General features: G+C 67.1%; 22 protein-coding genes. 9 read left to right on the top strand and 13 right to left on the bottom strand.

Features of this window, described 5'->3' with window-relative positions:
* Nucleotides 1-407: 407 nt before the first annotated feature.
* The 4 genes from ACZK33_RS01425 to ACZK33_RS01410 are packed head-to-tail and all read right to left on the bottom strand — an operon-like array spanning nucleotide 408 to nucleotide 3,897.
* Nucleotides 408-1,010, bottom strand: coding sequence for a response regulator transcription factor (locus ACZK33_RS01425; protein WP_005407733.1), 603 nt, complete (start codon nucleotides 1,008-1,010; stop codon nucleotides 408-410).
* Nucleotides 1,007-2,221 (bottom strand): sensor histidine kinase, encoded by a 1,215-nt coding sequence (locus ACZK33_RS01420; RefSeq protein ID WP_423173887.1) that lies wholly within the window; start codon nucleotides 2,219-2,221, stop codon nucleotides 1,007-1,009. The genes ACZK33_RS01425 and ACZK33_RS01420 overlap by 4 nt, the downstream gene beginning before the upstream one ends.
* 6 nt (nucleotides 2,222-2,227) lie before the next feature.
* The gene (locus ACZK33_RS01415; protein ID WP_423173888.1) at nucleotides 2,228-3,004 is read right to left on the bottom strand and encodes an ABC transporter permease; all 777 of its coding nucleotides are present in this window, start codon (nucleotides 3,002-3,004) and stop codon (nucleotides 2,228-2,230) included.
* Nucleotides 3,001-3,897: an ABC transporter ATP-binding protein gene (locus tag ACZK33_RS01410; RefSeq protein WP_121505143.1), complete on the bottom strand. Its 897-nt coding sequence runs from the start codon at nucleotides 3,895-3,897 to the stop codon at nucleotides 3,001-3,003. The genes ACZK33_RS01415 and ACZK33_RS01410 overlap by 4 nt, the downstream gene beginning before the upstream one ends.
* A 202-nt stretch (nucleotides 3,898-4,099) precedes the next feature.
* On the opposite strand from ACZK33_RS01410, the gene ACZK33_RS01405 reads away from it, so the two are divergent.
* The 5 genes from ACZK33_RS01405 to ACZK33_RS01385 all read left to right on the top strand — a co-directional run bounded on the left by ACZK33_RS01405 (nucleotide 4,100) and on the right by ACZK33_RS01385 (nucleotide 11,908).
* Nucleotides 4,100-5,353: an efflux RND transporter periplasmic adaptor subunit gene (locus tag ACZK33_RS01405; protein ID WP_423173889.1), complete on the top strand. Its 1,254-nt coding sequence runs from the start codon at nucleotides 4,100-4,102 to the stop codon at nucleotides 5,351-5,353.
* 102 nt (nucleotides 5,354-5,455) lie between these two features.
* Nucleotides 5,456-6,145 (top strand): ABC transporter ATP-binding protein, encoded by a 690-nt coding sequence (locus ACZK33_RS01400; protein WP_049399872.1) that lies wholly within the window; start codon nucleotides 5,456-5,458, stop codon nucleotides 6,143-6,145.
* Between the two features lie 14 nt (nucleotides 6,146-6,159).
* Nucleotides 6,160-7,317, top strand: a complete 1,158-nt coding sequence (locus ACZK33_RS01395; protein ID WP_423173890.1) for an ABC transporter permease — start codon at nucleotides 6,160-6,162, stop codon at nucleotides 7,315-7,317.
* Between the two features lie 13 nt (nucleotides 7,318-7,330).
* Nucleotides 7,331-8,653 carry an ABC transporter permease gene (locus tag ACZK33_RS01390; RefSeq protein WP_423173891.1) on the top strand — a complete coding sequence of 441 codons (1,323 nt, stop codon included), beginning with the start codon at nucleotides 7,331-7,333 and terminating at the stop codon, nucleotides 8,651-8,653.
* Nucleotides 8,654-9,082: 429 nt separating this feature from the next.
* On the top strand, nucleotides 9,083-11,908 hold the full coding sequence (locus ACZK33_RS01385) for a TonB-dependent receptor (protein ID WP_423173892.1): 2,826 nt from the start codon (nucleotides 9,083-9,085) through the stop codon (nucleotides 11,906-11,908).
* A gap of 118 nt (nucleotides 11,909-12,026) precedes the next feature.
* Here ACZK33_RS01385 and rarD read toward each other — a convergent pair whose 3' ends face one another.
* Entirely contained in the window at nucleotides 12,027-12,923 is an 897-nt protein-coding gene (rarD, locus tag ACZK33_RS01380) for an EamA family transporter RarD (RefSeq protein ID WP_423173893.1), read from the bottom strand.
* Nucleotides 12,920-13,825 (bottom strand): drug/metabolite exporter YedA, encoded by a 906-nt coding sequence (gene yedA, locus ACZK33_RS01375; RefSeq protein ID WP_032128174.1) that lies wholly within the window; start codon nucleotides 13,823-13,825, stop codon nucleotides 12,920-12,922. The genes rarD and yedA overlap by 4 nt, the downstream gene beginning before the upstream one ends.
* Before the next feature lie 223 nt (nucleotides 13,826-14,048).
* On the opposite strand from yedA, the gene ACZK33_RS01370 reads away from it, so the two are divergent.
* Together ACZK33_RS01370 and ACZK33_RS01365 are read left to right on the top strand one after the other, a co-directional pair.
* On the top strand, nucleotides 14,049-15,383 hold the full coding sequence (locus ACZK33_RS01370; protein WP_423173894.1) for an MFS transporter: 1,335 nt from the start codon (nucleotides 14,049-14,051) through the stop codon (nucleotides 15,381-15,383).
* A 31-nt stretch (nucleotides 15,384-15,414) separates the two neighbouring features.
* A complete protein-coding gene (locus ACZK33_RS01365) occupies nucleotides 15,415-15,750 on the top strand; it encodes a hypothetical protein (RefSeq protein WP_478454010.1) in 336 nt (111 codons plus the stop codon).
* Nucleotides 15,751-15,863: 113 nt separating this feature from the next.
* Here the strand turns inward: ACZK33_RS01365 and ACZK33_RS01360 are convergent, their stop codons facing one another.
* The 4 genes from ACZK33_RS01360 to ACZK33_RS01345 all read right to left on the bottom strand — a co-directional run bounded on the left by ACZK33_RS01360 (nucleotide 15,864) and on the right by ACZK33_RS01345 (nucleotide 20,444).
* A complete protein-coding gene (locus ACZK33_RS01360; RefSeq protein ID WP_164080610.1) occupies nucleotides 15,864-17,516 on the bottom strand; it encodes a M28 family metallopeptidase in 1,653 nt (550 codons plus the stop codon).
* Nucleotides 17,517-17,621: 105 nt separating this feature from the next.
* Entirely contained in the window at nucleotides 17,622-18,554 is a 933-nt protein-coding gene (locus tag ACZK33_RS01355) for an MBL fold metallo-hydrolase (RefSeq protein WP_423173895.1), read from the bottom strand.
* A gap of 156 nt (nucleotides 18,555-18,710) precedes the next feature.
* Entirely contained in the window at nucleotides 18,711-19,013 is a 303-nt protein-coding gene (locus ACZK33_RS01350; RefSeq protein WP_065724234.1) for a hypothetical protein, read from the bottom strand.
* Between the two features lie 138 nt (nucleotides 19,014-19,151).
* Nucleotides 19,152-20,444 (bottom strand): tryptophan--tRNA ligase, encoded by a 1,293-nt coding sequence (locus ACZK33_RS01345; RefSeq protein WP_478454008.1) that lies wholly within the window; start codon nucleotides 20,442-20,444, stop codon nucleotides 19,152-19,154.
* A 108-nt stretch (nucleotides 20,445-20,552) separates the two neighbouring features.
* Between ACZK33_RS01345 and ACZK33_RS01340 the strand changes: the two genes are divergently transcribed.
* A complete protein-coding gene (locus ACZK33_RS01340; protein ID WP_132808863.1) occupies nucleotides 20,553-21,353 on the top strand; it encodes a hypothetical protein in 801 nt (266 codons plus the stop codon).
* A gap of 73 nt (nucleotides 21,354-21,426) precedes the next feature.
* Here the strand turns inward: ACZK33_RS01340 and ACZK33_RS01335 are convergent, their stop codons facing one another.
* The 3 genes from ACZK33_RS01335 to rocF all read right to left on the bottom strand — a co-directional run bounded on the left by ACZK33_RS01335 (nucleotide 21,427) and on the right by rocF (nucleotide 23,071).
* Nucleotides 21,427-21,648 (bottom strand): CsbD family protein, encoded by a 222-nt coding sequence (locus tag ACZK33_RS01335; RefSeq protein ID WP_004153772.1) that lies wholly within the window; start codon nucleotides 21,646-21,648, stop codon nucleotides 21,427-21,429.
* A gap of 202 nt (nucleotides 21,649-21,850) precedes the next feature.
* Nucleotides 21,851-21,988 (bottom strand): entericidin A/B family lipoprotein, encoded by a 138-nt coding sequence (locus ACZK33_RS01330; RefSeq protein ID WP_008266021.1) that lies wholly within the window; start codon nucleotides 21,986-21,988, stop codon nucleotides 21,851-21,853.
* A 162-nt stretch (nucleotides 21,989-22,150) separates the two neighbouring features.
* Nucleotides 22,151-23,071, bottom strand: a complete 921-nt coding sequence (gene rocF, locus ACZK33_RS01325) for an arginase (RefSeq protein WP_049462319.1) — start codon at nucleotides 23,069-23,071, stop codon at nucleotides 22,151-22,153.
* 90 nt (nucleotides 23,072-23,161) lie between these two features.
* On the opposite strand from rocF, the gene ACZK33_RS01320 reads away from it, so the two are divergent.
* On the top strand, nucleotides 23,162-23,551 hold the full coding sequence (locus ACZK33_RS01320; RefSeq protein ID WP_478454006.1) for a hypothetical protein: 390 nt from the start codon (nucleotides 23,162-23,164) through the stop codon (nucleotides 23,549-23,551).
* Nucleotides 23,552-23,560: the final 9 nt, after the last annotated feature.

Raw genomic sequence — 23,560 nt, 5'->3', positions numbered from 1 at the left:
TCGGCTCGCTCAAGGCGGACCCAAGGTCAAATGCCACAGCTGCACCCAGTAGATCCACGCCATGCGTGGATGCTCTAGCTGTTGATCTTGCCCTTCAAGTCCGCCTTGAGCGAGCCGAGCACCGCAGGTCCGGCGAGGGCGAAGAGGTGCGGGTGTCTGAGCGCAGCGAGTTCCCGCGCCGTCCCTCGACGGACCGAGGAGCGCAGGGCACCGGCGTGCGCAGCACGCCGGCTCGCGGCCGGCGGAGCGTTTCTTTGGTTACTTTCTTGATGGCGCACATCCATGTGCGCCACCCTGCGGGCCGGCTACGCCGTTCCACGCTGCTCCTGCAGCGTGGTGCACGAGCAAAGAAAGTGACACCCACCCGCGGTCGCGGAAACGACATCATTGGGAACAGCAGGCCGCCCCTACAACCACCCCTTCTGCCGCGCCAGCCGGTACGCCTCGATCCGATTGGCCACGCCCAGCTTGCCGATGCACTCGGACAGGTAGTTGCGCACCGTACCGTGCGACAACCCCAGCTGCTCGGCGATCTCACTGGCGGTGCGGCCCTCGCCCGCCAGCCGCAGCACACGGCGTTCGCGGTCGGTCAGCGGGTCGGCCTGCGACCACGCATCCAGTGCCAGCTGCGGGTCGATCGCGCGGATGCCCTGCTTCACCTTGCGCAGGGCATCGGCCAGGTTCTCGGCCGGTGCGTCCTTCAGCAGGTAGCCCAGCACGCCAGCTTCCAGCGCGCGGCGCAGGAAACCGGCACGGGCGAAGGTGGTCACGATCACCACCTTGATCGGCAGTTCGTGGCGGGCGATACGTTGCGCCAGCTCCAGCCCGCTCAGGCCCGGCATCTCGATGTCGGTCACGAGGATGTCCGGCTGCAGCTGCTGCAACATCCGCCAGGCGGCCTCGCCATCGGCAGCACTGCCCAGCACTTCGATGTCCGGCTCCAGGCCCAGCAGCGCCGACAGTGCGCCGCGCACCATGGCCTGGTCTTCGGCCAGCAGGATGCGGATCATGCGGCACCGTCCTGCGCCAACGACGTGGGCGACAGCGGCGTGGTCGCGGCCATCAACGGCACGCGTACCGTCAGCACGGTGCCCGCCCCGCGCGGCGACTGCAGCGTCAACTGGCCACCCAGTGCTGCGGCCCGCTCACGCATGCCACTCAACCCATTGCCCTCGGCCTGCACGCCGCCACGGCCGTCATCGCGTATCTGCATCGCCAACTGTCGTTCCTCAAGCATGAAATCCACCTGCACCCGGGTCGCCTGCGCATGGCGCACGATGTTGGTCGCCGCCTCGCGCAGCACCAACGCCAGCCCGCGCTCCACCTCCACCGGCATCGCAGGTGGCGTCGTGTACTGCAGATGTACCTGCTGGCATTCCAGCAGCAGGCGCGCCGATGCCAGCTCGCCAGCAAGGTCGCTGGCGCGGATGCCGGTCACTGCACTGCGCACCTGTGCCAGCGCTTCGCGTGCAATGTCCTCGGCCTCGCCGATCTCCTGCCGTGCACGCGCGTCATCGCGATCGTAGAGCTTGCGTGCCAGCTCCAGCTTCAGCGTGATCAGCGACAGCGTGTGCCCCAGCAGGTCGTGCAGGTCGCGGCCGATACGCTCGCGCTCGGCGGTGGTGGCCAGTCGCCGCACCTCGTCCTGCGACAGCTGCAGGGCAACGTCGCGCTGCTGGCTCAGGGCCTCCACGTTCACCACCAGCCCGACGATGAACGACACCGCCGGCATCCACACCATGGCCTGCCACGGATAGCCGAAGTACAGCGCGGTGCCGCAGAACAGCAGGTTCAGCGCGGTCAGCTGCAGCAGGTACGCCCACCAGCTGCTGCGCCCGCTCATGCGGATCATCACGCAGCCGAACACGAAGTAGCTCAGTCCCGAGGGGTACCAGGGCAGCAGTACCAGGGCCAGCACGATCATGCCCAGCGCATAGCGCCACCCATGGTGCCGTGGCGACAGCATCACCCTGGCATAGAGCAGCAGGAACAACGGATAGCTGAGCAGGGTCAGCAGCAGCCAGCGCAGCGTGAAGCCATTACCCAGCACCGGGGTGAGGAAGATCCATACCGACCACAGCAGGTGGATCGCTCCGCTCCAGGGCGACTTGCCACGTCGCAGCAGCTCGGCCACCGCCGAATCCGGTGCGGGGCGCAGCAGGGACGCAAGCCAGCTCGACGACACGGGAGAATCCAGGCGAGGACGATCGCTGCCGATCATGCCAGTTCAGCCGATCCGGCGCAGGCGACGGCGCGCCAGCAGCAGCGCCACCACCGTGACCGCCAGCAGCACCAGCAGGTGGCCGGCCACGCTGCCCACCGACGGCAGCCCGACCACCGGCAGCGCCAGCTGCGCCAGATGCCAGGTCGGCCACAGTGGGGCCATCGTCGAGAACAGCGTGGGCAGCGCCGACAGCGGCAGCCACAGGCCCGACAGCAGGGCCAGCGGCAGGTAGACCAGGTTGACCATCGCCGGTGCCGCGCTGGCACTGACATGGCCGCCGATCAGCAGGCCGATCGCCCCCAGCGGCAGCGCCGCCAGGCCCGCCACCGCCAGCAGCTGCAGCACCTGCAGGGCGTGCAGCTGCACACCACCAAGCACGCGCGCGACGCCGATCAGCAGCAACGCCACCAGCAGCGCGAACATCACCGCCATCGCCAGCCGTGCCACCAGCGGTGCCGCCGCCGGCATCGGCAGCGCGCGCTTGAGAGTCAGCAGGCCGCCTTCACGATCCAGCGCCAACTGCACGCCGAAGCCGAACAGGGCCGGGGCCATCGCGCCGAACACGCAGTAGGTGGCCAACAGGTACAACGGCGCATGACCGCGCCCCAGCAGCACGCCGAACAGCAGGTAGAACAGCACCGGGAACAGCAGCGAGGGCACCGCGAACGCCGGCGTGCGCCAGGCCCGGCGCAGTTCGGCCATCAGCTCGGCGCGGTACGGACGTAGTGCCTGTCGCCATGCAGGCAGCGGCAATCCGGTGGTACGGACAAGGGTGTTCATGCGGCCTCCCGGGTCATGTCGAGGAAAGCGTCGGCCAGCGCCGCGCCCTGTACTTCCAGTTCGCGCAGCTGCGCATCGGCGGCCAGCAGGCGCGCCACCACCGGCTCGGCCGGGCTCGCCAGCAGCTGCAGATGCTCGCCGTCGCGCTGCACCTCCTGCACGCCCGGCCACTGCTGCACGTCCGCAATGGGCAACCCGCTGCGGCAGCGGATGCGGCGCGGCCGATCGGCCAGGCGCAGCTCGCTCAGCGGCGCGTCGGCCAGTACCCGGCCCTGCTCCAGCACCACCACCTGCTGCGCCAGCGCTTCGGCTTCCTCCAGGTAATGGGTGGTCAGCAGCACACCACAGCCTTCGGCCACCAGCTGCCGGATCGCCTGCCACATCGCCTGCCGCGCCTGGATGTCCAGGCCGGTGGTGGGCTCGTCCAGGAACAGCACGCGCGGGCGGCCACACAGCGCGATGGCGAACTGCACGGCGCGCTGCTGGCCACCTGACAGCTGGCCGTAGCGGCGGCGCGCGAGCGCCTGCAGGCCAGCACGCTGCAGCACCTCCTGCAACGGCATCGGGTCGGGATAGCAGGCGCTGGCCTGCGCCACCAGTTCGTCCACCTGCAGCATCGGCGGCAGGCTGGTGCTCTGCAGCATCACGCCCAGGCCGATACGGCTGGCGCGCTGCTGCGGGTCACCGCCAAGCAGCTCGACCTGTCCGGCGTCGGCGCGGCGCAGACCCAACAGCACGCTGATCGCGGTACTCTTGCCGGCACCGTTGCGGCCCAGCAGCGCCAGCACCTGGCCAGCGCGGACCTGCAGGTCGATGCCATGCAGGGCGGTATGGTCGCGGTAACGCACCTGCACCTGCTGCAGGCGGGCCAGCGACGGGGCGATCGGATCCATGGGCGGTACCGGTAGCGGGGACGTTGCCATCCTGTGCCGCCGTGGTCACATTTCGCAGTTGCCGCCGTCAGTGTCATCGGGTGACAGCTGTCACTGCCGTCATCGCTGTGCCTGCCTTCATGCTGTGCCGCACGCTCCACCGCCGGAACCGCCGCCGTCCGCTCTTCCGGCCACACCCGCCCGAACGTCTGTGATGGAACGAATGAACGCTTCTGCCGAGCTGTTGAAGGAACTCCGTATCGACCGCAAGTCCCCGCCGCCCGCCTCCGGAGGGAGTGGCAGTGGTGGTGGCCGCCGCTGGCTGTGGATCGCGATCATCGTGGTCGTGTTGCTGCTGGCCGCTGTCGCTTTCGCCCTATTCGGGCGTACGCCAGCGGTGGACGTGGAAACCGCGCCAGCGGTGGCCATCCAGCAGGGCAGCGCCAGCAGTTCGGTGCTCGACGCCAGCGGCTATGTAGTTGCGCGGCGCATGGCCACGGTCTCGGCCAAGATCACCGGCAAGGTGCGCGAGGTGATGATCGAGGAAGGCATGCGGGTCGAAGCCGGCCAGGTGATGGCCACCCTGGATCCGATCGATGCCGATGCGCAGCGCAGCCTGTATGCCTCGCAGCTGCAGGCCGCACGCAGCCAGGTGGCCGGGCTGGAGGCACAGCAGAAGCAGGCCGCCGCCGAAGCCAGCCGCCTGCAGGCACTGGTCGGCCAGCAGCTGGTGTCGCGCTCGCAGTACGACCAGGCGGTGGCCCAGCGCGACAGCCTGCGGGCACAGCTGGACACCGCACAGCGCAACGTCAAGGTGGCCAACGACCAGCTGGCCATCGCCGACCTGGGCGTGGACAACAACATCGTGCGCGCGCCGTTCTCCGGCGTGGTCACCGCCAAGGCTGCGCAGCCCGGCGAAATCGTTTCGCCGCTGTCGGCCGGCGGCGGCTTTACCCGCACCGGCATCGGCACCATCGTCGACATGGACTCGCTGGAGATCGAAGTCGAGGTCGGCGAAGCCTTCATCGGCCGCGTGCAGCCGAAGATGCCGGTGGAAGCCACGCTCAACGCCTATCCGGAGTGGAAGATTCCCGGCGAGGTGATCGCCATCATCCCCACCGCCGACCGCGGCAAGGCCACGGTGAAGGTGCGCGTGGCACTGAAGGTGAAGGACCCGCGCATCGTGCCGGAGATGGGCGTGCGGGTCAGCTTCCTGGAGCAGGCGCAGCCGCAGGCGGCGGCCAAACCGCAGGGCGTGCGCGTGCCGGCGGGCGCCGTGGTCCAGCGCGAGGGCGCCTCGGTGGCCTTCGTGCTGGGCGACCAGAACCGCGTGCAGCAGCGCACGGTCGAGGCCGGCCAGGCGATGGGCAAGGACCGCCAGATCCTCAACGGCGTCAGCGCGGGTGAGTCGGTGGTGGTGAACCCGCCCGATACCCTGCGCGATGGCGCCAAGGTGCAACAGAAACAAGCGCAGTAACGGCCTGGCGCCCACGGGCGCCGCCGGCAGCACCGCTCGACGCACGCCTGCGGCCCCCGCCGTGGCGCTTCCCCGTTTCCCGCCTTCCGTGGAGAACCACCCATGTCGACCCTGGTTTCACTGCGCAACATCACCAAGACCTACCAGCGTGGCCCCGAGAAAGTGCAGGTGCTGCACGGCATCGACCTGGACATCGCCAGCGGCGATTTCGTCGCGCTGATGGGCCCGTCCGGCTCGGGCAAGACCACCCTGCTCAACCTGATCGGCGGCCTGGACAACCCCAGCGGCGGCGAGATCAGCATCGAAGGCGAGCGCATCGACCAGATGAGTGGCGGCCAGCTGTCGACCTGGCGCAGCCACCACGTCGGCTTCGTGTTCCAGTTCTACAACCTGATGCCGATGCTGACCGCGCAGAAGAACGTGGAACTGCCACTGCTGCTGACCCATCTCAATGCGGCGCAGCGCAAGCGCAACGCCGAGATCGCGCTGACCCTGGTCGGCCTGGCCGACCGCCGCAGCCACCGCCCGAATGAACTGTCCGGCGGCCAGCAGCAGCGCGTGGCGATCGCCCGCGCGATCGTCTCCGACCCGACTTTCCTGATCTGCGACGAACCGACCGGCGACCTCGACCGCCAGTCCGCCGAGGAGATCCTCGGCCTGCTGCAGCAGCTCAACCGCGAGCACGGCAAGACCATCATCATGGTCACCCATGACCCGAAGGCCGCCGAGTACGCCACCCACACGGTGCACCTGGACAAGGGCGAGCTGGCCGACGCGCCGCTGGCCCACTGACGGAGGCCACGGCGATGAAATATTTCTCGTTGGTGTGGGCGCAGCTGTTCCGCAGCCGCACCCGCACCCTGTTGACGTTGCTGTCGGTGGTGGCCGCGTTCCTGCTGTTCGGCATGCTCGACTCGGTACGCGTGGCATTCACCTCCGGCGGCAGCGTGGAAGGCGCCAACCGCCTGGTGGTGGCGTCGCGGCTGTCGATCACCCAGTCTCTGCCGATCCGCCTGGAAACGCAGATCCGCCAGGTGGCCGGTGTGCGTGATGTGGCCTACGGCATGTGGTTCGGCGGCATCTACCAGGATCCGAAGAACTTCTTCCCGAACTTCTCGGTGTCACCCAACTACTTCGATGTCTACCGCGAGCTGCAGATCGACCCGGCGCAGCTGGAGGACTGGAAGCAGACCCGCACCGGTGCCATCGTCGGCGAGACCCTGGCCAAGCAGTTCGGCTGGAAGATCGGCGACACCATCCCGCTGCAGGCAACCATCTTCCCGCGTGGCGGCAGCAACGACTGGCCGCTGGAGCTGAAGGGCATCTACCGCTCCAAGGACCGTGCGCTGGCCGCCAACGAAGAACGCCAGCTGATGATGAACTGGAAGTACTTCGATGAATCCAACGACTACATCAAGAACCAGGTGAGCTGGTACACGGTGACGCTGGACAACCCGGACCAGTCCTCGCGGGTGGCGCAGGCGATCGACGCGATCTCGGCCAACTCCGACCACGAGACCAGGACCCAGACCGAATCGGCGTTCCAGCAGGCCTTCGTCAAGCAGTTCGCGGACATCGGCATGATCGTTACGTCGATCATGGGCGCGGTGTTCTTCACCCTGCTGCTGTTGACCGGCAACACCATGGCGCAGGCCGTGCGCGAGCGCGTGCCGGAGCTGGCCACGTTGAAGACGCTGGGCTTCAAGGACAGCACCGTGCTGACCCTGGTGATGGTGGAGTCGGTGCTGCTGATCGGCCTCGGCGGCCTGATCGGCATGGGCCTGGCTGCGCTGATCCTGCCGGCGATCGGGCCAAAGAGCATGGGCATGCTGCCGCCGCACGTGCCGACGCCGACCTGGCTGATGGGGCTGGGCCTGATCGTGGTGATCGGCATCATCGTCGGCCTGTTGCCGGCGCTGCGTGCCAAGCGCCTGAAGATCGTCGACGCACTGGCCGGCCGCTGAGGAGAACGCAGACATGTTCAAGAGCAAACTCAAGAAGTGGCTGGACAACGGCGTGACGGTGCTGCTGCTGGTGATCGGCCTGGTGCTGTGGATCAGCCTGCCGTGGATCGGCGTGCTGGCCGTGGCCGTACTGGTGGCACTGTGGCTGCTGCTGACCCGCGGCGGGCGACTGGCGCTGGCCGCCACCCGCATCGGCGTGGCCAGCCTGCCGCAGCGCTGGGGCGCATCCTCGGTGATCGTGGTCGGCATCGCTGGCGTGGTCGGCGTGCTGGTGGCGATGCTGGCGATGGGCGAAGGCTTCCAGGCCACGCTCAACAACACCGGCGATGACACCACTGCCATCGTGCTGCGCGGCGGCTCGCAGGCCGAAACCAACTCGGTCATCACCCGCGAACAGGTGCCGACGCTGTCCACTCTGCCCGGCATCAGCCGCGATGCCGAAGGCCGGCCGCTGCTGTCACCGGAGCTGTCGCAGGTGGTCAACCTGGTATCGAAGTCCGATGGCACCGACGTCAACGCGCAGTTCCGTGGCGTCGGCCCGCAGGCGTGGGCGGTGCATGACAAGGTCAAGATCGTCGAAGGCCGCACGTTCGCCACCGGCCTGCGCGAGATCGTGGTCGGCCAGGGCGCCAAGGGCCAGTTCCGCGATCTGGACGTTGGCAAGACGCTGACCCTGGGCAACCAGACCTGGACCGTGGTCGGTGTGTTCGCCACCGGCGATGCACACGATTCGGAACTGTGGACCGACGCCGATACGCTGGCCACCACCTACCAGCGCAGTGCGTGGCAGTCGATCAGCGTGCGCACCGATGGCAAGCCCGGCTTCGAGCAGTTCAAGGCCGCCGTCGCTGCCGACCCTCGCCTGAAACTGGACGTGGAAACCACCCGCGTCTACTACAGCAAGCAGGGCGGCGGCCTCACCAAGCTGATCGACATCCTCGGCAAGGTGATCGGCACCATCATGGCGGTGGGTGCGGTGTTCGGTGCGCTCAACACCATGTATGCAGCGGTGGCCACGCGCGCGCGCGAGATCGCCACCATGCGCGCGATCGGCTTCCGCGGCCTGCCGGTGGTGACGGCGGTGATGCTGGAGACGATGCTGCTGGCACTGCTCGGCGGCCTGCTGGGGTGTACGGTGGCATGGCTGCTGTTCAATGGCTACAGCGTGTCCACCATCGGCAGCAACTTCAGCGCAGTGGTGTTCAAGTTCCATGTGTCGCCGGAACTGCTGTGGACCGGCCTGAAATGGGCGCTGGGCATCGGCCTGGTCGGCGGCCTGTTCCCGGCGCTGCGCGCGGCGCGGTTGCCCATCACCACGGCGTTGCGCGAAACCTGAGCATCACGCAGCGATACAACGCGCATTGCGCAGGGGACGGAGCGAACGCTCCGTCCCTTTTTCTTCTTGCGCGTCATCCGCGCATGGCGTGGATCTACCGAGGGCGATGCATCCAGGCCGGGTGATGAACCAGTACGTCCAGTAGATCCACGCCATGCGTGGATGGATGCCTGCACACACGCACTGCTACAGATTGCGGGAAATCCGCCGCTATCGATGCCTCTGCCCATCGCCAATGCAACGCACGTGACGTTGCGCACATCACATCTGTGGATTGTTGGTTGCGATTCATTTTCGCGCACATCCGCGGCACAGCGATAAACAGTTACGAATGGAAACATTCTAGAATCGCGCCCCCACGTTGGTTTGCAGCACCCCACGCGCCCATAGAACGGGCGCATGTTTTTCCTGAAACACGAGATTTCACGGATGTCCCTGAAGACCACTCCGCTGCGCAACGCGATAGTCATCGCGCTGGCCGCCAGCTGCACCACCCCCGCCTTCGCACAGAGCGCCGGCGATACCCCCACCAATCTCGACCGCATCGAAATCACCGGCTCGCGCATCCGCCAGGCCAGTGTCGAGACCGCACAGCCAGTGATCGCGCTCAACCGCGCCGAGATCGAGAAGAAGGGCTACGTCAACGTCGCCGACATCCTGCAGGACATTCCCGCTGCTGGTTCGCCGAGCATGAGCCGCGCGTCTTCGCTGACCTCCTCGCGCGACTTCGGCGGCATGTACGTCAGCCTGCGCAACCTCGGCCCGGAACGCAGCCTGGTGCTGATCGACGGCCGCCGCATGGGCGTCAGCGCCGGCGGCTACTCCGACCTGGCCTCGATCCCGTCGGCCATCGTCGAGCGCGTGGAAGTGCTGACCGACGGTGCATCCGCTCTGTATGGCTCGGACGCGATCGCCGGCGTGGTCAACATCATCACCCGCAAGAACTTCGATGGTGGCGAAGCCAGCGTCTACGTCGGCCAGTACGGCCAGGGTGACGGCCAGAAGCGTTCCTACAGCGCCACCTTCGGCAAGACCTTCGACCGCGGCTGGTTCACCGTGGGTGCCGAGCGCACCAAGGAAGACGAAGTGCTGGGCAAGGATCGCGAGTTCAGCCGCTATCCCAACGGCCCGCGCCACCCGACCGACAACCTGAACGGCAATACCCCGTGGGGCTACGTCACCGTCGGTGGCAAGAACCTGACCGTGGGCCCGGGCGGCGATCCGAGCCAGAAGGGCAACTTCCACGCGCCGGATCCGGCCGATGGTGCCAACAGCAAGACCAACATGAGCCTGCTGACCGGCCTGGAGCGCACCTCGGTGTTCGCCAACGGTGGCTTCTCGATCACCGACAACCTGCGCATCGTCGCCGACGCGCTGTACAGCAAGCGCGAATCGACCAAGCAGCTGGCCGGTTACCCGTACTCGGTCAGTGCCGCGCAGGCACGCAACGGTAGCCGTGCTGCGCTGTCCAAGGACAGCACGTTCAACCTGTGGGGCCAGGACGTGCTGTTCGCACACCGCTCCGAGGAGCTGCCGCGCGGCACCGAGAACAATCTGGAAACCAAGCGCGCCAGCGTCGGCCTGGAAGGCAGCTTCGAAACCGGTTCGCGGTACTGGGACTGGAACGTCAGCTACATGTACAACCGCAATGAAGGCGAGCGCATCGGTACCGGCAGCATGTACCAGCCGCACGTCAACCAGGCCGTCGGCCCGTCCTTCATGGATGGCAACGTGGCCCGCTGCGGCGCACCGGGTGCGGTGATCGCCGGCTGCGTGCCGTGGAACCCGGCTGCGCCGATGGGTTACACCGGCCCCGGCTCGCTGAGCAACCAGGACGTACAGGACTACCTGTTCGCCCGCTTCGTCGACAAGATGAAGAGCACCACCAAGGTGGCCAGCGCCAACATCTCCGGTTCGCTGTTCACCCTGCCGGCCGGCGACATCATGGGCGCGATGGGCTTCGAGCACCGCAGCGAAGAGGCCAGCTACACCCCGGACATGCGGGTGCAGAAGGGCGAGATTACCGGCACCACCGGCCAGCCGACCCGTGGCGACTACTCGCTCAACGAGGTCTACCTGGAGCTGCAGGTGCCACTGCTGGCCGACCTGCCGTTCGCCCGCGAACTGTCGCTGGACGTGGCCGGTCGCTACTCGGATTACAACAACTTCGGCTCGACCACCAACAGCAAGTTCGGCCTGAAGTGGAAGCCGATCGACAGCCTGCTGGTCCGCGCAACCTATGGCACCGGCTTCCGTGCGCCCACCGTGGATGACCTGTACGGCGGTACCGTCAGCACCCGCGATTCGTTCACCGATCCGTGCGATACCTCGTTCGGTACCGCGGCCACCAGCCCGACCGTTGCTGCCCGTTGCCAGGCGCTGAAGGTGCCGGCCAACTTCCGCCAGCTCAACAGCGATGGCACCGTTGCCACCAAGCCGGGCCAGCAGTCGACCGTCGACTTCAACTCGGGTTCCAACGCGGCGCTGAAGCCGGAAACCGCCAAGACCTGGACCGTGGGCCTGGTGTACAGCCCGGACTTCGTGGCCGGCCTGGATGTCAGCCTCGACTGGTGGAAGATCCGCATCAACAACGCCATCGTCTCCGAGACCACCAACAGCATTCTCGAGCAGTGCTATGTGCAGGGTTCGGACGCCGCCTGTGGTCGCTTCACCCGTGGCAGCAACGGCCAGGTCAACAGCCTGGACCGCTCGCTGGTCAATGCCGGTTTCCGCGAAACCGCCGGCTATGACATCAACGTGCGTTACCGCCTGCCGGAAACCACGTTCGGCCAGTTCGCCGTCAACTGGAACACCACCTACACCGACTACCTGAAGCAGCGCAACGACAACGCCGCGACCACGCCGGTGGAGCAGCGCACCAGCTGGGGCGGCGACTTCCGCGTCCGCTCGACCTTCAACCTGGATTGGCAGTACGGCGACCTCGGCATCGGCTGGACCGCGCGCTACTACTCCAGCATGAAGGAGAAGTGCTCGTACATGGACGAGTGCAACCTGCCGGGCTTCAGTTCGTCGTACACCAGTGCATCGCCGACCAACAAGGTGGGCTCCAACACCTTCCACGACCTGCAGGTGCGTTACAGCCTGCCGTGGGACGGCACCGTGTCGCTGGGCGTGAACAACGTCTTCGACCACCAGGGTCCGATCATGTACAGCCAGCCGAACAGCAGCTTCACCTACTACGGTGGCTTCGACATCGGCCGCTTCATGTACATGAAGTACCAGCAGCGCTTCTAAGCCTGCAACCGCGTTCCCGTCACAGCCAACTCTCTCCTGGCTGTGGATGGAAGCAGAGCGGCGCCCCTCGGGGCGCCGCTCTTTTTTGTGCACACGTGTCAGCCGAGCAGGCGCGGCGCTAGCGCTTGGCGCGCATCGTGCGGATGTTGTCGCCGACAAACAGCACCAGGCCGGCCCAGATCGCGGCAAAGCCGATCGCCTTTGCGGTGTCGAACGCTTCGTGGAAGAAGAACACACCCAGCAGCAGCTGCAGGCTCGGCGCGATGTACTGCAGGATGCCGACCAGCGACAGCGGAATGCGCTTCACGCCGTAGGCGAAGCCGATCAGCGGCACGGCGGTGACTGCGCCGCCGAAGATCAGCAGCAGGTCGTTGCGCCAGCCCCAGCCATGGAAGAACGCGCCACCGTGGCCATTCTCGGCCCAGATCGCGAAGGCCAGCGCCGGCAGGAACAGGTACATGCTTTCCACGCCCAGGCCGGCCACCGGGTCGACCGAAACCAGCTTGCGCAGCAGGCCATACAGGCCGAACGAACAGGCCAGGCCCAGCGCGATCCACGGCGGTGTACCGGCGTCGATGGTCAGCCAGGCCACGCCCACCGCCGCCATCGCCACCGCCACCCACTGCAGGCGGCGCAGGCGTTCCTTCAGCACCAGCACGCCCAGCAGCACGTTCACCAGCGGGTTGATGAAGTAGCCCAGGCTGGTCTCGATGACATGGCCGGCGTTGACCGCCCAGATGTACAGGCCCCAGTTGAAGGCGATGGTCAGGCTCGACACCAGCAGGATCGACAGCGCGCGCGGCTGCGCGGCGATCTTCTGCCACCAGCCCAGGCGCGAGCTGATCAGCAGCCAGCCCAGCACCAGCACGGTGCTCCAGATGATGCGGTGGGCGATGATCTGGAACGAGGGCACCTCGTTGAGCAGGTGCCAGTACACCGGCACCAGGCCCCAGATCACGAAGGTGGACGCGGTGACCAGCAGGCCCCGGCGTTGTTCTTTCTCATCCATGCTCATTTCTTTCTCGTCCTTGCCATCGTCAGCACCACCACACCCAGAAGAATCACCACCATCGCCAACAGGTCGCGCCAGCCGAACCGTTCACCGTTGAGCAGTGCGCCCAGCAGCACCGCGATCACCGGATTGACGTACGCGTAGCTGCCCGCCAGCGCGGGGCGCACGTTCTGCAGCAGCCACACGTAGGCGGTGAACGCGACGATGGAGCCGAACACGCACAGGTAGGCCATCGCCAGCAGGCCACCGGTATCGGGCAGCGTGGTCGGGCGCTCGCCCACCGCCAGGCCGATCAGCACCAGCAGCACGCCGCCGCAGAGCATCTGCCCGGCAGCGGTCATGAACGGGCCCGGCAGGTCCAGCCCACGCGCCCACACCGAACCGAAGGCCCAGCCGATCGGCGCGATCAGCAGCAGCACCAGCCCGGTCGGCGAGGCGGTCAGGCTGCTGCCGGCGTTGAGCCAGACCACGCCCAGGAAACCGATGGCGATGCCCAGCCACTCGCCACGGCTGGCGTGCTGGCCACGCAGCGCCGAGAACAGCGCCATCCACAGCGGCACCGAGGCCACTGCGGTGGCGGCCAGGCCCGAGGACACCTCGCGCTCGGCCAGCACCACCATGCCGTTGCCCAGCACCAGCATGGTCACGCCCATGATGACCAGGTTGCGCCACTGCCGCAGGGTCGGGTTCGGCATCTTCCAGAACAGGCGCAAGGCCAGGAACATCAGACCACCGGCAATGATGAACCGGCTGCCGGAGACCATCGTCAGCGGCAGTGCGCCGCCGTGCAGGGCCTTGGCGATGCCCAGGTAGGTCGAGCCCCAGACCACGTAGACCAGCAGCAGTGCCAGCGCGACAAGGCCACCCCGGGGGGCAGCCGCAGACGAAGAGGGGGGAGCCGACATGACACACCAGGGAGCCGGGGGAAGGCGGATTCTAGGACGTTTTGAGTATGGTCCGGGACCCCATACGGTGGCACGCTGTCATCCATCCATGCACCCTGCTCTGGTCTGCTACCCCGTGTTGACGGTCGATGCAGTACCAAGAGGGCTGCCCGGCCGCGCCGCCCCAAGGCCGGGCGCCGTTTTCCCTGCGCACGGACGCGCCGCATCGAGGATTCCCACCCAGATGAGCACCACGTCCCAACCTGCTGTCCCCGCGAACGACCGCTCCGCCCTGCGGCGGTCGATCTCCAACACCCTCAAAGGCTCCGCCGGCAACCTGGTGGAGTGGTACGACGTCTACGTGTACTCGGTGTTCGCCGTGTACTTCGAATCGCAGTTCTTCTCGCCCGACGACAAGAACTCCACGATGTACGTGTGGGCGATCTTCGCGGCGACCTTCCTGATGCGCCCGATCGGTGCCTGGTTCTTCGGCCGCTTCGCCGACCGCCATGGCCGCCGCCTGGCGCTGACCGTCTCGGTCACGCTGATGGCGCTGTGTTCGTTCCTGATCGCCATCACCCCCACCGCCGCCAGCATCGGCATCTGGGCCGCGGTGATCCTGCTGTTCGCACGCCTGCTGCAGGGCTTCGCCACCGGTGGCGAATATGGTGCCAGCGCCACCTACATGTCCGAGGCCGCCATCCCCGGCCGTCGCGGCTTCCTGTCGTCCTTCCACTACGTCACCCTGGTCGGTGGTCATGTGCTGGCCCAGCTGACGCTACTGCTGATGCTGACCTTCTGGGGCAAGCCGGAAATCTCCGAGTGGGGCTGGCGCATCGCCTTCGGCATCGGTGGCATCGCCGCAGTGGTGGTGTTCTGGCTGCGTCGTGGCATGGACGAGTCGCTGTCGGAGTCGTCCATCGAGGCCGCACGCGAGGGCAAGGCGCAGAAGTCCGGCTCGATGTACGAGCTGTTCGTGCACCAGTGGCGGCCGCTGCTGCTGTGCTTCCTGATCACCGCCGGTGGCACCGTGGCCTTCTACACCTACTCGGTGAACGGCCCGAAGATGATCCAGAGCGCCTTCGCCGGCAACGATCCGATGACCGGCACCCTGATCAACCTGGGCGTGCTGGCGTTCCTGATGGTGCTGCAGCCGGTCGGTGGCTGGCTGTCGGACATCATCGGGCGCAAGACCCTGCTGGTGTTCTTCGGCGTCGGCGGCGTGCTGTACAGCTGGTACCTGATCACCCAGCTGCCGCAACAGCATGACGCCACCCTGGCCTTCCTGACCCTGGCCATGGCGTTCGTCATCCTCACCGGCTACACCTCCATCAACGCGGTGGTGAAGGCCGAGCTGTTCCCCACCCATGTGCGCGCACTGGGCGTGGGCCTGGGCTACGCGCTGGCCAACTCGCTGTTCGGCGGCACCGCCCCGCTGCTGTACCAGGGCGCGCTGAAGACCGGCCACGTCGACTGGTTCGCCATCTACGTGACCGCGACGATCGCGGTATCGTTGGTGGTCTATGTGTTCTTCCTCACCAACAAGGGCCCGAACTGGCTCGACGGCACCCGCAAGTAAGCGCGTTGCCCTGATCGCGGCCACCGGTGCAATGCCGGTGGCCGCTGCGTCTCCCGCCACGCCATTGATGTGGATCGCGGCGACGCTGGCCGCAGCCACGGCATTGGCCTGGCTGCTGCGCCGCCCCAACGCACAGGCCGCGTGGCCGCGCATCGGATTCGGGATCGCCCTGTTGGTGTTCTGCGCCGCGCTGGCGCTGCAGCTGGCGGTGGACCTGGGCAGCGGCCACAGCTCGCTGCAGCTGCGCCTGCACCGCGGCATCAATTCCGGGTCGCCGGTTGGACTGCGCACGATGCTGGCGTGCTATCTGGCAGCGCTCGCCGCCGGCGGCTGGGGCGCGTGGAAGCTGCTGCGCCGGCGCGGGTAGTGCCGGCCGCTGGCCGGCAACGCCATATCCTTTCGGTAGTGCCGGCCGCTGGCCGGCAACCTCATGAACCTCCGGAAAGAGCAGGGAGTTGCCGGCCAGCGGCCGGCACTACCTCAACGGCGGGCCGCTTCGCTCTTGTCGCGCGCGCCGCGGAACTCCGATTCCTTTTCCCACGTCGGCCAACGGCGGCTGTTGGCCAGCTCGGCGCCCAGGTCGTAGACCAGCAGGGTGTCGGCGGCGTGGCCGCTCGGGTCCCAGCTCGGGGTCCACGCATCGCACGCCTGGTGATAGCAGTCGGCGAAGTACTTCTCGCGCAGCGCGCGGCCGGCTTCAACGCCGCCGTCCAGCTTGTCCAGGCCCGGGCCGATGGTGATCGCCGGCACGCCCAGGCGGGCGAAGGCGAAGTGGTCGGCACGGTAGAAGAAGCCGGCTTCCAGGTTCGGGTCCGGGCTGTAGCTGCGGCCGCGGGCCTTGGCCACGCGCTCCAGGTCACCCTCCAGCGAGACCCGGCCCTTGCCCCACGAGGCGATGTCACGGGTCGCGCCATCCGGGCTGAACATTTCGATGTTCAGTACTGCAGCGGTCTTGTCCAACGGCGCCAGCGGGTGTGCGGCGTAGTAGCTGGCACCCAGCAGGCCCTTCTCTTCGGCGGTCAGGGCCACGAAGTACAGCGTGCGCTGCGGCTGCGGGCCGGCGGCGAACACCCGGCCCAGTTCCAGCACGGTGGCCACACCGGTGGCGTTGTCGATCGCACCGCGGCGGATGCGGTCACCCTTGGCGTCGGCCTGGCCGATACCAAAGGCATCCCAGTGCGCCGAGAAGATCACCGCCTCGTCGGCATGCTCGCCACCGGGCAGCTTGGCCACCACGTTGCGGGTCACCACCTGCTCGCGCTTGAGCGCGAAATCAACGCTCAGCTTCGCGTTGTCCAGCGCCACCGGACGGAAGTCGGCGCGCATCGCCTTGCGCTTCTCGGCATCGAAGTCGAGGCCGGCGTCGGCGAAGATCGCCTCGGCCAGTTCGCGCTGCATCCAGCCACGCAGCGGGGTGTGCTGGGCCATCGCCTCGGCCTGGCCGCGCTCGATGTCGAACAGCGGCGAAGTGCCCGAGCTCTTCACCGTGGCCCAGCCATAGGCGGCCGGTGCGGTCTCGTGCACGATCAACACGCCCTCGGCGCCACGGCGCGCGGCTTCCTCGAACTTGTAGGTCCAGCGGCCGTAGTAGGTCACCGCCTTGCCGTCGAACGCGCCCGGCGCATCGGCTTCGAAATCGGCGTCGTTGATCAGCACGACGGCGATCTTGCCGTGCAGGTCCACATCCTTGTAGTCGTTCCACTGGCGTTCCGGCGCGTCGATGCCGTAGCCGACGAACACCAGCGGCGCATCCTTGATCTGCACGCGCTTGCGCGGCTGCAGGCTCTGCAGGGTCACGTCCACGCCGTTGGCCAGCGCGCGCTTGCCCTGCTTCAGCGACAGGCTGGCCTTGGCCGCGCCATCCAGCTGTGCGCGCACCAGCGGCACCGGCTGTACCCAGCTGCCATCCACGCCACCCGGCTGCAGGCCGTAGCTGCGGAACTGCTCGATCAGGTACTGCACCGTGCGTTCTTCGCCCTCGGTGGCCGGCGCGCGGCCCTCGAATTCATCCGACGCCAGCACATGCACGTGGCGCGATAGTGCCTGCGGATCGATACCGCCGCCGGGCAGGTCGTTGGCCGCATGGGCCAGGCCACCGACAAACAGGCAGGACGACAGCAGCAACACGCGCATCGGATTCACGGCAGTACCACGGCTAGCTTGGAAGTCACCAGAGTGTAACGTGGTCGTGACATCACGGCGCAGCCTGGGCCCACGTCATCCACGCATGGCGTGGATCTACTTGCTGATGCGATCCAGCCAGCACGCCAGGCCCTGCGCGTTGAGTTCGATGTCCATCGCCAGAACAGCGGTCACCGCGGCATCGTCCAGCGCACAGCCATGCAGCTGTGCACGTTCCAGGTACAGCGCCTGCAGTGCGGCCAGCAGGCAGCGGTGGCGGTCCGGTCGGCCATCGCACTGGCGGCCGATGGCGGCCATCGCATCGATCTGCTCGAACAGGTCGTCGGCCAGTTTCTCCACCTGTTCCACACGACCGTAGTGGGTCAGGTACATCGCTTGCGGCGCGTAATCGAGCATGCGCCGGATCGAGGCCTTCATCGCCTCCGGATCGAACTGCACCGGCGATGAGGTGGGGAAGATGAAAGCGCCCTGCGCACTGTCCAGCTCGCGGTAGGAGATGCCGAACGTATCGCCGGTGAACCAGCTGCGGCTGCGCGCATCCCACACGCAGTAGTGGTGCAGCGCATGGCCCGGCGTGTGCAGCAGCACCAGCTCGCGGCCGGCCAGATCGATGCGGTGGCCGTCTTCGGCCGCCACCACGCGGTGCTCCGGAATCGCCTCGATGCGGCCATAGCTGCGCGCGATCTCTTCGGCGCCATACACCGCCGTGGCACCCGCAATCAGGCGGGTCGGATCGATCATGTGCGGCGCACCGCGCGGGTGCAGCACCGCCTTCGCATTCGGCAACTGCTGCATCAGCAGGCCTGCACCGCCTGCATGATCCAGATGCACGTGGGTGAGCAGCAGCCAGTCCACCGCCTCCACGCCCAGGCCGGCCTCCGCCAGCGCCTGCAGCATCGCCGGCACCGACAGGCCGGTACCGCAGTCCACGAACGCAGCGCGGCCGTTTTCAACGATCAGGTAAGCCGCGTCGAAATCCGGGCGCTGGAAACCGGTATCGATGGTGTGGATGCTGGGGTCGGCGGTCATCGGCACGCACCTGGCAGGATCGGGAACAGACCCCCATGGTAGGCGCGCAGGCGGCCCGGGTTCGATGCGGCTTTGGTCGGGTAGTGCCGGCCGCTGGCCGGCAACCTCGGGATAGCCAGGAGAATGCATGTGCCGGCCAGCTGCCGGCACTACCGATCAGCCGGAGCGCAATGCGAACCGCGGCCGCAGCAACAGGGCCAACACCAGCACCGCCAGGAACGCGCCGTAGGCGTACAGCACCGCCAGCACCTGCGGCCAGATCGGGCCGGCGCCGGGCTGCACCACGCCGATGCGGTAGCCCCACAGCATCGACACGATGCTCAGCGCGAATGCGAGCACCAGGGTGGTGCTGTCGAACAGGCGCCGCCGCGCGGTGCGCGGCTGGCGCGGGAACAGCCAGTACAGGCTGCCCAGCAGCAGGAACCAGGGCAGGAACAGCAGCAGCGACAACCAGGCCATCGCAGACTCCATGTCATCGCGCCGGAGGCGCGCGGACATCATGCCATGACCTTCGTTCACGGGTAGTGCCGGCCGCTGGCCGGCATTTCCGGGAGCCTGGGGAACGTGCAGTTGCCGGCCAGCGGCCGGCACTACCCCTTACGCTTCGCGCAGCGCGGCCAGTGCAGCCAGCACGGCATCGACCTCGGCGTCCAGCTTGAACAGCTCGCTCTGCAACTGGTCGCCCTGCTCGGCCTGCTTGATTACGGCAATCAACTGCCCCGCATCGCGCGGCGAATCGAAACCTTCGCTCTGGATCAGCAGGGTACCGTCACCAGCGGTCAGCTTGAAGTAGAAGCGGCCATCCTTTTCACGGTACTGCTTGAACAGCGGCGGTGCCACGCGGGCCACGCCGGCATCCTCGCTGGCGATATCGCCCGCGCTGGACAGATCACGCAGGCCGACCGCATGGCGCAGCTCGTCCAGCAGCGGTGCCGCCAGCTGCTCGCGCAGCTGCTGGCCACGGCGCTTGAGCAACGCTTCGATCTTTTCCGGCTCGGCCATCAGCGCGTTGTAGCGCTCGCGCAGCGGCGAGAGCTCGCTGTCGATGCGCTCGAACAGCTGCTGCTTGGCATCGCCCCAGCTGATGCCGGCGGCGAACGCCTTGGCGAATTCCGCGGTCTGTTCCGGGGTGGCGAACGCCTGGTACATCTGGAACAGCGCCGAGCCCTCGGTGTCCTTCGGCTCACCCGGTGCGCGCGAGTCGGTCAGGATCGAGAACACCAGCTTCTTCAGCTCTTCGCGCGGCACGAACAGCGGAATGGTGTTGTGGTAGCTCTTGCTCATCTTGCGGCCATCCAGGCCCGCCAGCGTCGCCACCTGCTCGTCGATCACCACGTCCGGCAGCGGGAAGTACTCCTTGCCGTACACATGGTTGAAGCGCTGGGCGAAGTCGCGCGCCATCTCGATGTGCTGGATCTGGTCGCGGCCCACCGGCACCTGGTTGGCCTTGAAGATCAGGATGTCGGCGGCCATCAGCACCGGGTACATGAACAGGCCGGCGCTGACGCCTGCATCCTCGTCCACGCCTTCCTCGCGGTTCTTGTCCACGGCCGCCTTGTAGGCATGCGCGCGGTTGAGGATGCCCTTGCTGGCGATGGCGGTCAGGAACCACATCAGCTCGGTGGTCTCGCGGATGTCGCTCTGGCGGTAGAACCACACGTGTTCCGGGTCCAGCCCGCAGGCCAGCCAGCTGGCCGCGATCTCCAGGGTCGCGCGCTGGGTGCGCTGCGGGTCCTGGGACTTGATCAGGCTGTGCAGGTCGGCCAGGAAGAAGAAGCTCTCGATCCCCGGCGCGCGGCTGGCCGCGATGGCCGGACGGATGGCGCCAACGTAGTTGCCCAGGTGGGGCGTGCCGGAGGGGGTGATGCCGGTAAGGACTCGGGTCGTCATGACTGCGTGGGGTAACCTTCGATGAACGGGGCCAGTTTACCTTGCACGCCACCAACCCCGTCAGGGCCTGCGGCGCGTTCATTCACGCAACCCCGCTGGAGACGCCCGATGAAACGCCTGCTGCCCCTGCTGCTGATCCTGCCCCTGGCCGGCTTCCGCCCGGCCCCGATGCCGCCGCCGGTGTACGAGGGCGGCCCCGTGCGCATGGCCCTGGTCGACCGCGACCGCGGCACCGAACTGCGCAGCTACCCCGCCGAGGGCCAGCGCTGGGTGGCCGGCGAGCGCGGCCACCGCTACGCCGTGCGCCTGTACAACGACAGCCCGCGCCGGGTGCTGGTGGTGCTGTCGGTAGACGGCGTCAACGCCATCTCCGGCGAAGATGCCGATCCTTCGCAGACCGGCTACGTGCTCAATCCCGGCCAGCGCGCCGACATCACCGGCTGGCGCAAGAGCCAGGACGAAGTGGCGCAGTTCGTGTTCAGCAGCCCCAGCGGCAGTTATGCCAGCCGCACCGGCCGCCCGGACAACATCGGCGTGGTGGGCGTAGCGGTGTTCGAGGAAGCGCGCCGCTGGCGTCCGGATCCGATCCTGCGCCGTGGCCTGCCGCTGCCAGCCCCGGCGGCGGAAGCGTCGGCCGATGCCAGCGCCAGCAGCAGCCGCATCGAGGGCTATGCCAGCAAGTCGCAGGCGCCAGCGCTGGGCACCGGCCACGGTGCACGCGAGCAGTCTTCGGTGCGCGATACCGACTTCGAACGCGCCAGCCGCAGCCCCGCACAGGTACTGCAGCTGCGTTACGACAGCGCCCGCAACCTGCGCGCACGCGGCATCCTGGTGGATTCGCCGTCGCGCCTGCCGCGCGAACCACAGGCCTTCCCCAACCGCTACGTGCCGGACCCGCCGGCGCGCTGATCGTCCCGCCCAGACAACACAACGCCCGCAACCTCTCGGTGCGGGCGTTGTGCCGTGGGGGAAACCGAAGTGCTTACTTGTAGTCCGGGTAGTCCTTGCTCACGGCGTCCTGGAACTCACGCACTTCCTTCTCCGCGCGGTCCTTGGCCCAGCCATAACGTTCCTGCAGGCGACCGGCCAGATACTCGGCATTGCCTTCGGCCACATCGAAGTCGTCGTTGGTCAGATCGCCCCACTTGGCCTGGGCCTTGCCCTTCAGCTGCGACCACTTGCCGGAAATGATGTCTTTGTTCATTGCTGGGAGTCCTTGGTTGCAACGGCGTTCTTACCGTGGCTCCAGCTTCGCGCAGCGGCTGTTGAATACCGGTCAACCGGCAATGAAATAGATGCTCACCTGCTTGAATGGTTCACTCCGCTTCGACAGCACGCAGCGAAAAGCACGCACAAAAAAGGCCGGGGAAATCCCCGGCCTTTTCTCTTTCCGTTCCGTGCAGGGCTCAACGGCCCTTCGCGGTGTCCTCGACCTTCTCGCCCGCCTTCTGCACGTCCTTGCCGGCACCGGCAATGGTGTTGCAGCCGGCCAGCAGGGCCACCGAGAACATCGACAACAGCATCAGGGCAACTACGCGCTTCATGGGCTTCTCCTTGGGTTTGCCGCTACACCGCTTCATTCGCGGATGGGATTGTTTCGCTCGGCGGGAGAAGGCCAACGCCCACCACCGCCGCGTGAAGTGCAATCTGGCGGCAGTGGCGTGGAGCGGGCGTGAACGGATCACAGATCCGTTCAGGCGGCGCCGTCAGTCACGCATCAGGGTGGACTTGCCGAACAGGCTTTCGACCAGGTCCACGGCCAGTTCGGCGGTGGCATTCTGCTTGTCCAGCAAGGGGTTGAGCTCGACGATGTCCAGCGAACCCATGCGCCCGGTGTCGGCAATCATCTCCATCACCAGCTGCGCCTCGCGGTAGTTCACCCCGCCCGGCACAGTGGTGCCCACGCCCGGCGCGATGCTGGGGTCGAGGAAGTCCACATCGAAGCTGACATGCAGGTGGGTGTTCTCGTCGATGCCGGCCAGTGCGGCTTCCACCGCGCGCTTCATGCCGTTCTCGTCGATGTAGCGCATGTCATAGACATCCACCTTGTGGGTCTTGATCAGGCGCTTCTCGTCCGGGTCCACCGAACGGATGCCGATCTGATGCATCTGCGCCGGGGTGATCGCCGGCACGGTGCCGCCGAGGCGGGTCAACGCATCCGGGCCGAGGCCGCACAGGCAGGCCACCGGCATGCCGTGGATGTTGCCCGACGGGGTCACGTCGCTGGTGTTGAAATCCGAATGGGCATCCAGCCACAGCACGCGCAGGGTCTTGCCCTGCTCGCGGCACCAGCGCGCCACGGCGGTGATCGAACCGATGCCCAGGCAGTGGTCGCCGCCGAGCATGATCGGCATGCGGCCAGCCTGCAGTTCGGCATAGCTGGCTTCCATCAGCGCATGGTTCCACGCCACCACTTCATCCAGGTGGCGGTAGCCTTCCACCGGCGCGGTCCACGGGTTGCGCGGGCCATCCAGGTTGCCCAGGTCACGCACGTCCACGCCGCGCGCCTCCAGCGCCTCCGGCAGGCCCGCCACGCGCAGCGCTTCCGGGCCAAGCCGGGCACCACGATGGCCCGCACCCACGTCGGTGGGAACGCCAATCAGGGATACGGAGATGGGATGGGCCATGGGTGCCTCCTGCGGTGGGGAAAAAGAAGCACAGTCTAGCCAGAGCTGTGTGACACCACTCGCGGCGGTGCAGCAGGGCATTGGCATGGCATGATGCCGCGCGGACCCAACCGCCCTTCATGGAAGATTGCGATGTCCCCCTTCATCAATACCGCGTGGCCACGCTTTTTCACCGTGGCGCTGCCCATCGCCGTTTTCGCAGTTTTTTTGAGCAACTCGATCGATGCGTCGCCGAATGGCTGGCTGATGCAGGCGACGCTGCTGGTGGTGCCGTTCTCCATCCTGGTGTTCCTTGGGCTTGGCTGGCAGCGTCTGCGCAAGGCACACGCCGAATATCCGATCCTGAAAAGCGAGCCGCAGCGGATGCTGGCAGCGTTGATCGGCAACGTGAAGGTGGCGGCGCTGTGGTTTGGCCTGACGTTCGCCGGCATGTTCGCCCTGATGCTGGCATGGGTAGTGCTGTACAACGCCGCCGGCTGAAGGCACTTC

The sequence above is a fragment of the Stenotrophomonas sp. 86156_Sma genome (assembly GCF_056481625.1).
Note: the sequence above shows the minus strand (reverse complement) of the source record. Positions and strands in the feature narration are given on the sequence as shown.

What these genes read in the sequence shown, in the direction of transcription:
- ACZK33_RS01355 (WP_423173895.1), bottom strand. Translation starts at nt 18,554, where the DNA reads ATGACCGCCGACCCCAGCATCCACACCATCGATACCGGTTTCCAGCGC.
- ACZK33_RS01425 (WP_005407733.1), bottom strand. Translation starts at nt 1,010, where the DNA reads ATGATCCGCATCCTGCTGGCCGAAGACCAGGCCATGGTGCGCGGCGCA.
- ACZK33_RS01415 (WP_423173888.1), bottom strand. Translation starts at nt 3,004, where the DNA reads ATGAACACCCTTGTCCGTACCACCGGATTGCCGCTGCCTGCATGGCGA.
- ACZK33_RS01390 (WP_423173891.1), top strand. Translation starts at nt 7,331, where the DNA reads ATGTTCAAGAGCAAACTCAAGAAGTGGCTGGACAACGGCGTGACGGTG.
- ACZK33_RS01420 (WP_423173887.1), bottom strand. Translation starts at nt 2,221, where the DNA reads ATGATCGGCAGCGATCGTCCTCGCCTGGATTCTCCCGTGTCGTCGAGC.
- ACZK33_RS01395 (WP_423173890.1), top strand. Translation starts at nt 6,160, where the DNA reads ATGAAATATTTCTCGTTGGTGTGGGCGCAGCTGTTCCGCAGCCGCACC.
- ACZK33_RS01350 (WP_065724234.1), bottom strand. Translation starts at nt 19,013, where the DNA reads ATGGCCTGGTTGTCGCTGCTGCTGTTCCTGCCCTGGTTCCTGCTGCTG.
- ACZK33_RS01340 (WP_132808863.1), top strand. Translation starts at nt 20,553, where the DNA reads ATGAAACGCCTGCTGCCCCTGCTGCTGATCCTGCCCCTGGCCGGCTTC.
- ACZK33_RS01405 (WP_423173889.1), top strand. Translation starts at nt 4,100, where the DNA reads ATGAACGCTTCTGCCGAGCTGTTGAAGGAACTCCGTATCGACCGCAAG.
- ACZK33_RS01400 (WP_049399872.1), top strand. Translation starts at nt 5,456, where the DNA reads ATGTCGACCCTGGTTTCACTGCGCAACATCACCAAGACCTACCAGCGT.
- rocF (WP_049462319.1), bottom strand. Translation starts at nt 23,071, where the DNA reads ATGGCCCATCCCATCTCCGTATCCCTGATTGGCGTTCCCACCGACGTG.
- ACZK33_RS01410 (WP_121505143.1), bottom strand. Translation starts at nt 3,897, where the DNA reads ATGGATCCGATCGCCCCGTCGCTGGCCCGCCTGCAGCAGGTGCAGGTG.
- ACZK33_RS01365 (WP_478454010.1), top strand. Translation starts at nt 15,415, where the DNA reads ATGCCGGTGGCCGCTGCGTCTCCCGCCACGCCATTGATGTGGATCGCG.
- ACZK33_RS01360 (WP_164080610.1), bottom strand. Translation starts at nt 17,516, where the DNA reads ATGCGCGTGTTGCTGCTGTCGTCCTGCCTGTTTGTCGGTGGCCTGGCC.
- ACZK33_RS01370 (WP_423173894.1), top strand. Translation starts at nt 14,049, where the DNA reads ATGAGCACCACGTCCCAACCTGCTGTCCCCGCGAACGACCGCTCCGCC.
- yedA (WP_032128174.1), bottom strand. Translation starts at nt 13,825, where the DNA reads ATGTCGGCTCCCCCCTCTTCGTCTGCGGCTGCCCCCCGGGGTGGCCTT.
- rarD (WP_423173893.1), bottom strand. Translation starts at nt 12,923, where the DNA reads ATGAGCATGGATGAGAAAGAACAACGCCGGGGCCTGCTGGTCACCGCG.
- ACZK33_RS01345 (WP_478454008.1), bottom strand. Translation starts at nt 20,444, where the DNA reads ATGACGACCCGAGTCCTTACCGGCATCACCCCCTCCGGCACGCCCCAC.
- ACZK33_RS01330 (WP_008266021.1), bottom strand. Translation starts at nt 21,988, where the DNA reads ATGAAGCGCGTAGTTGCCCTGATGCTGTTGTCGATGTTCTCGGTGGCC.
- ACZK33_RS01385 (WP_423173892.1), top strand. Translation starts at nt 9,083, where the DNA reads ATGTCCCTGAAGACCACTCCGCTGCGCAACGCGATAGTCATCGCGCTG.
- ACZK33_RS01335 (WP_004153772.1), bottom strand. Translation starts at nt 21,648, where the DNA reads ATGAACAAAGACATCATTTCCGGCAAGTGGTCGCAGCTGAAGGGCAAG.
- ACZK33_RS01320 (WP_478454006.1), top strand. Translation starts at nt 23,162, where the DNA reads ATGATGCCGCGCGGACCCAACCGCCCTTCATGGAAGATTGCGATGTCC.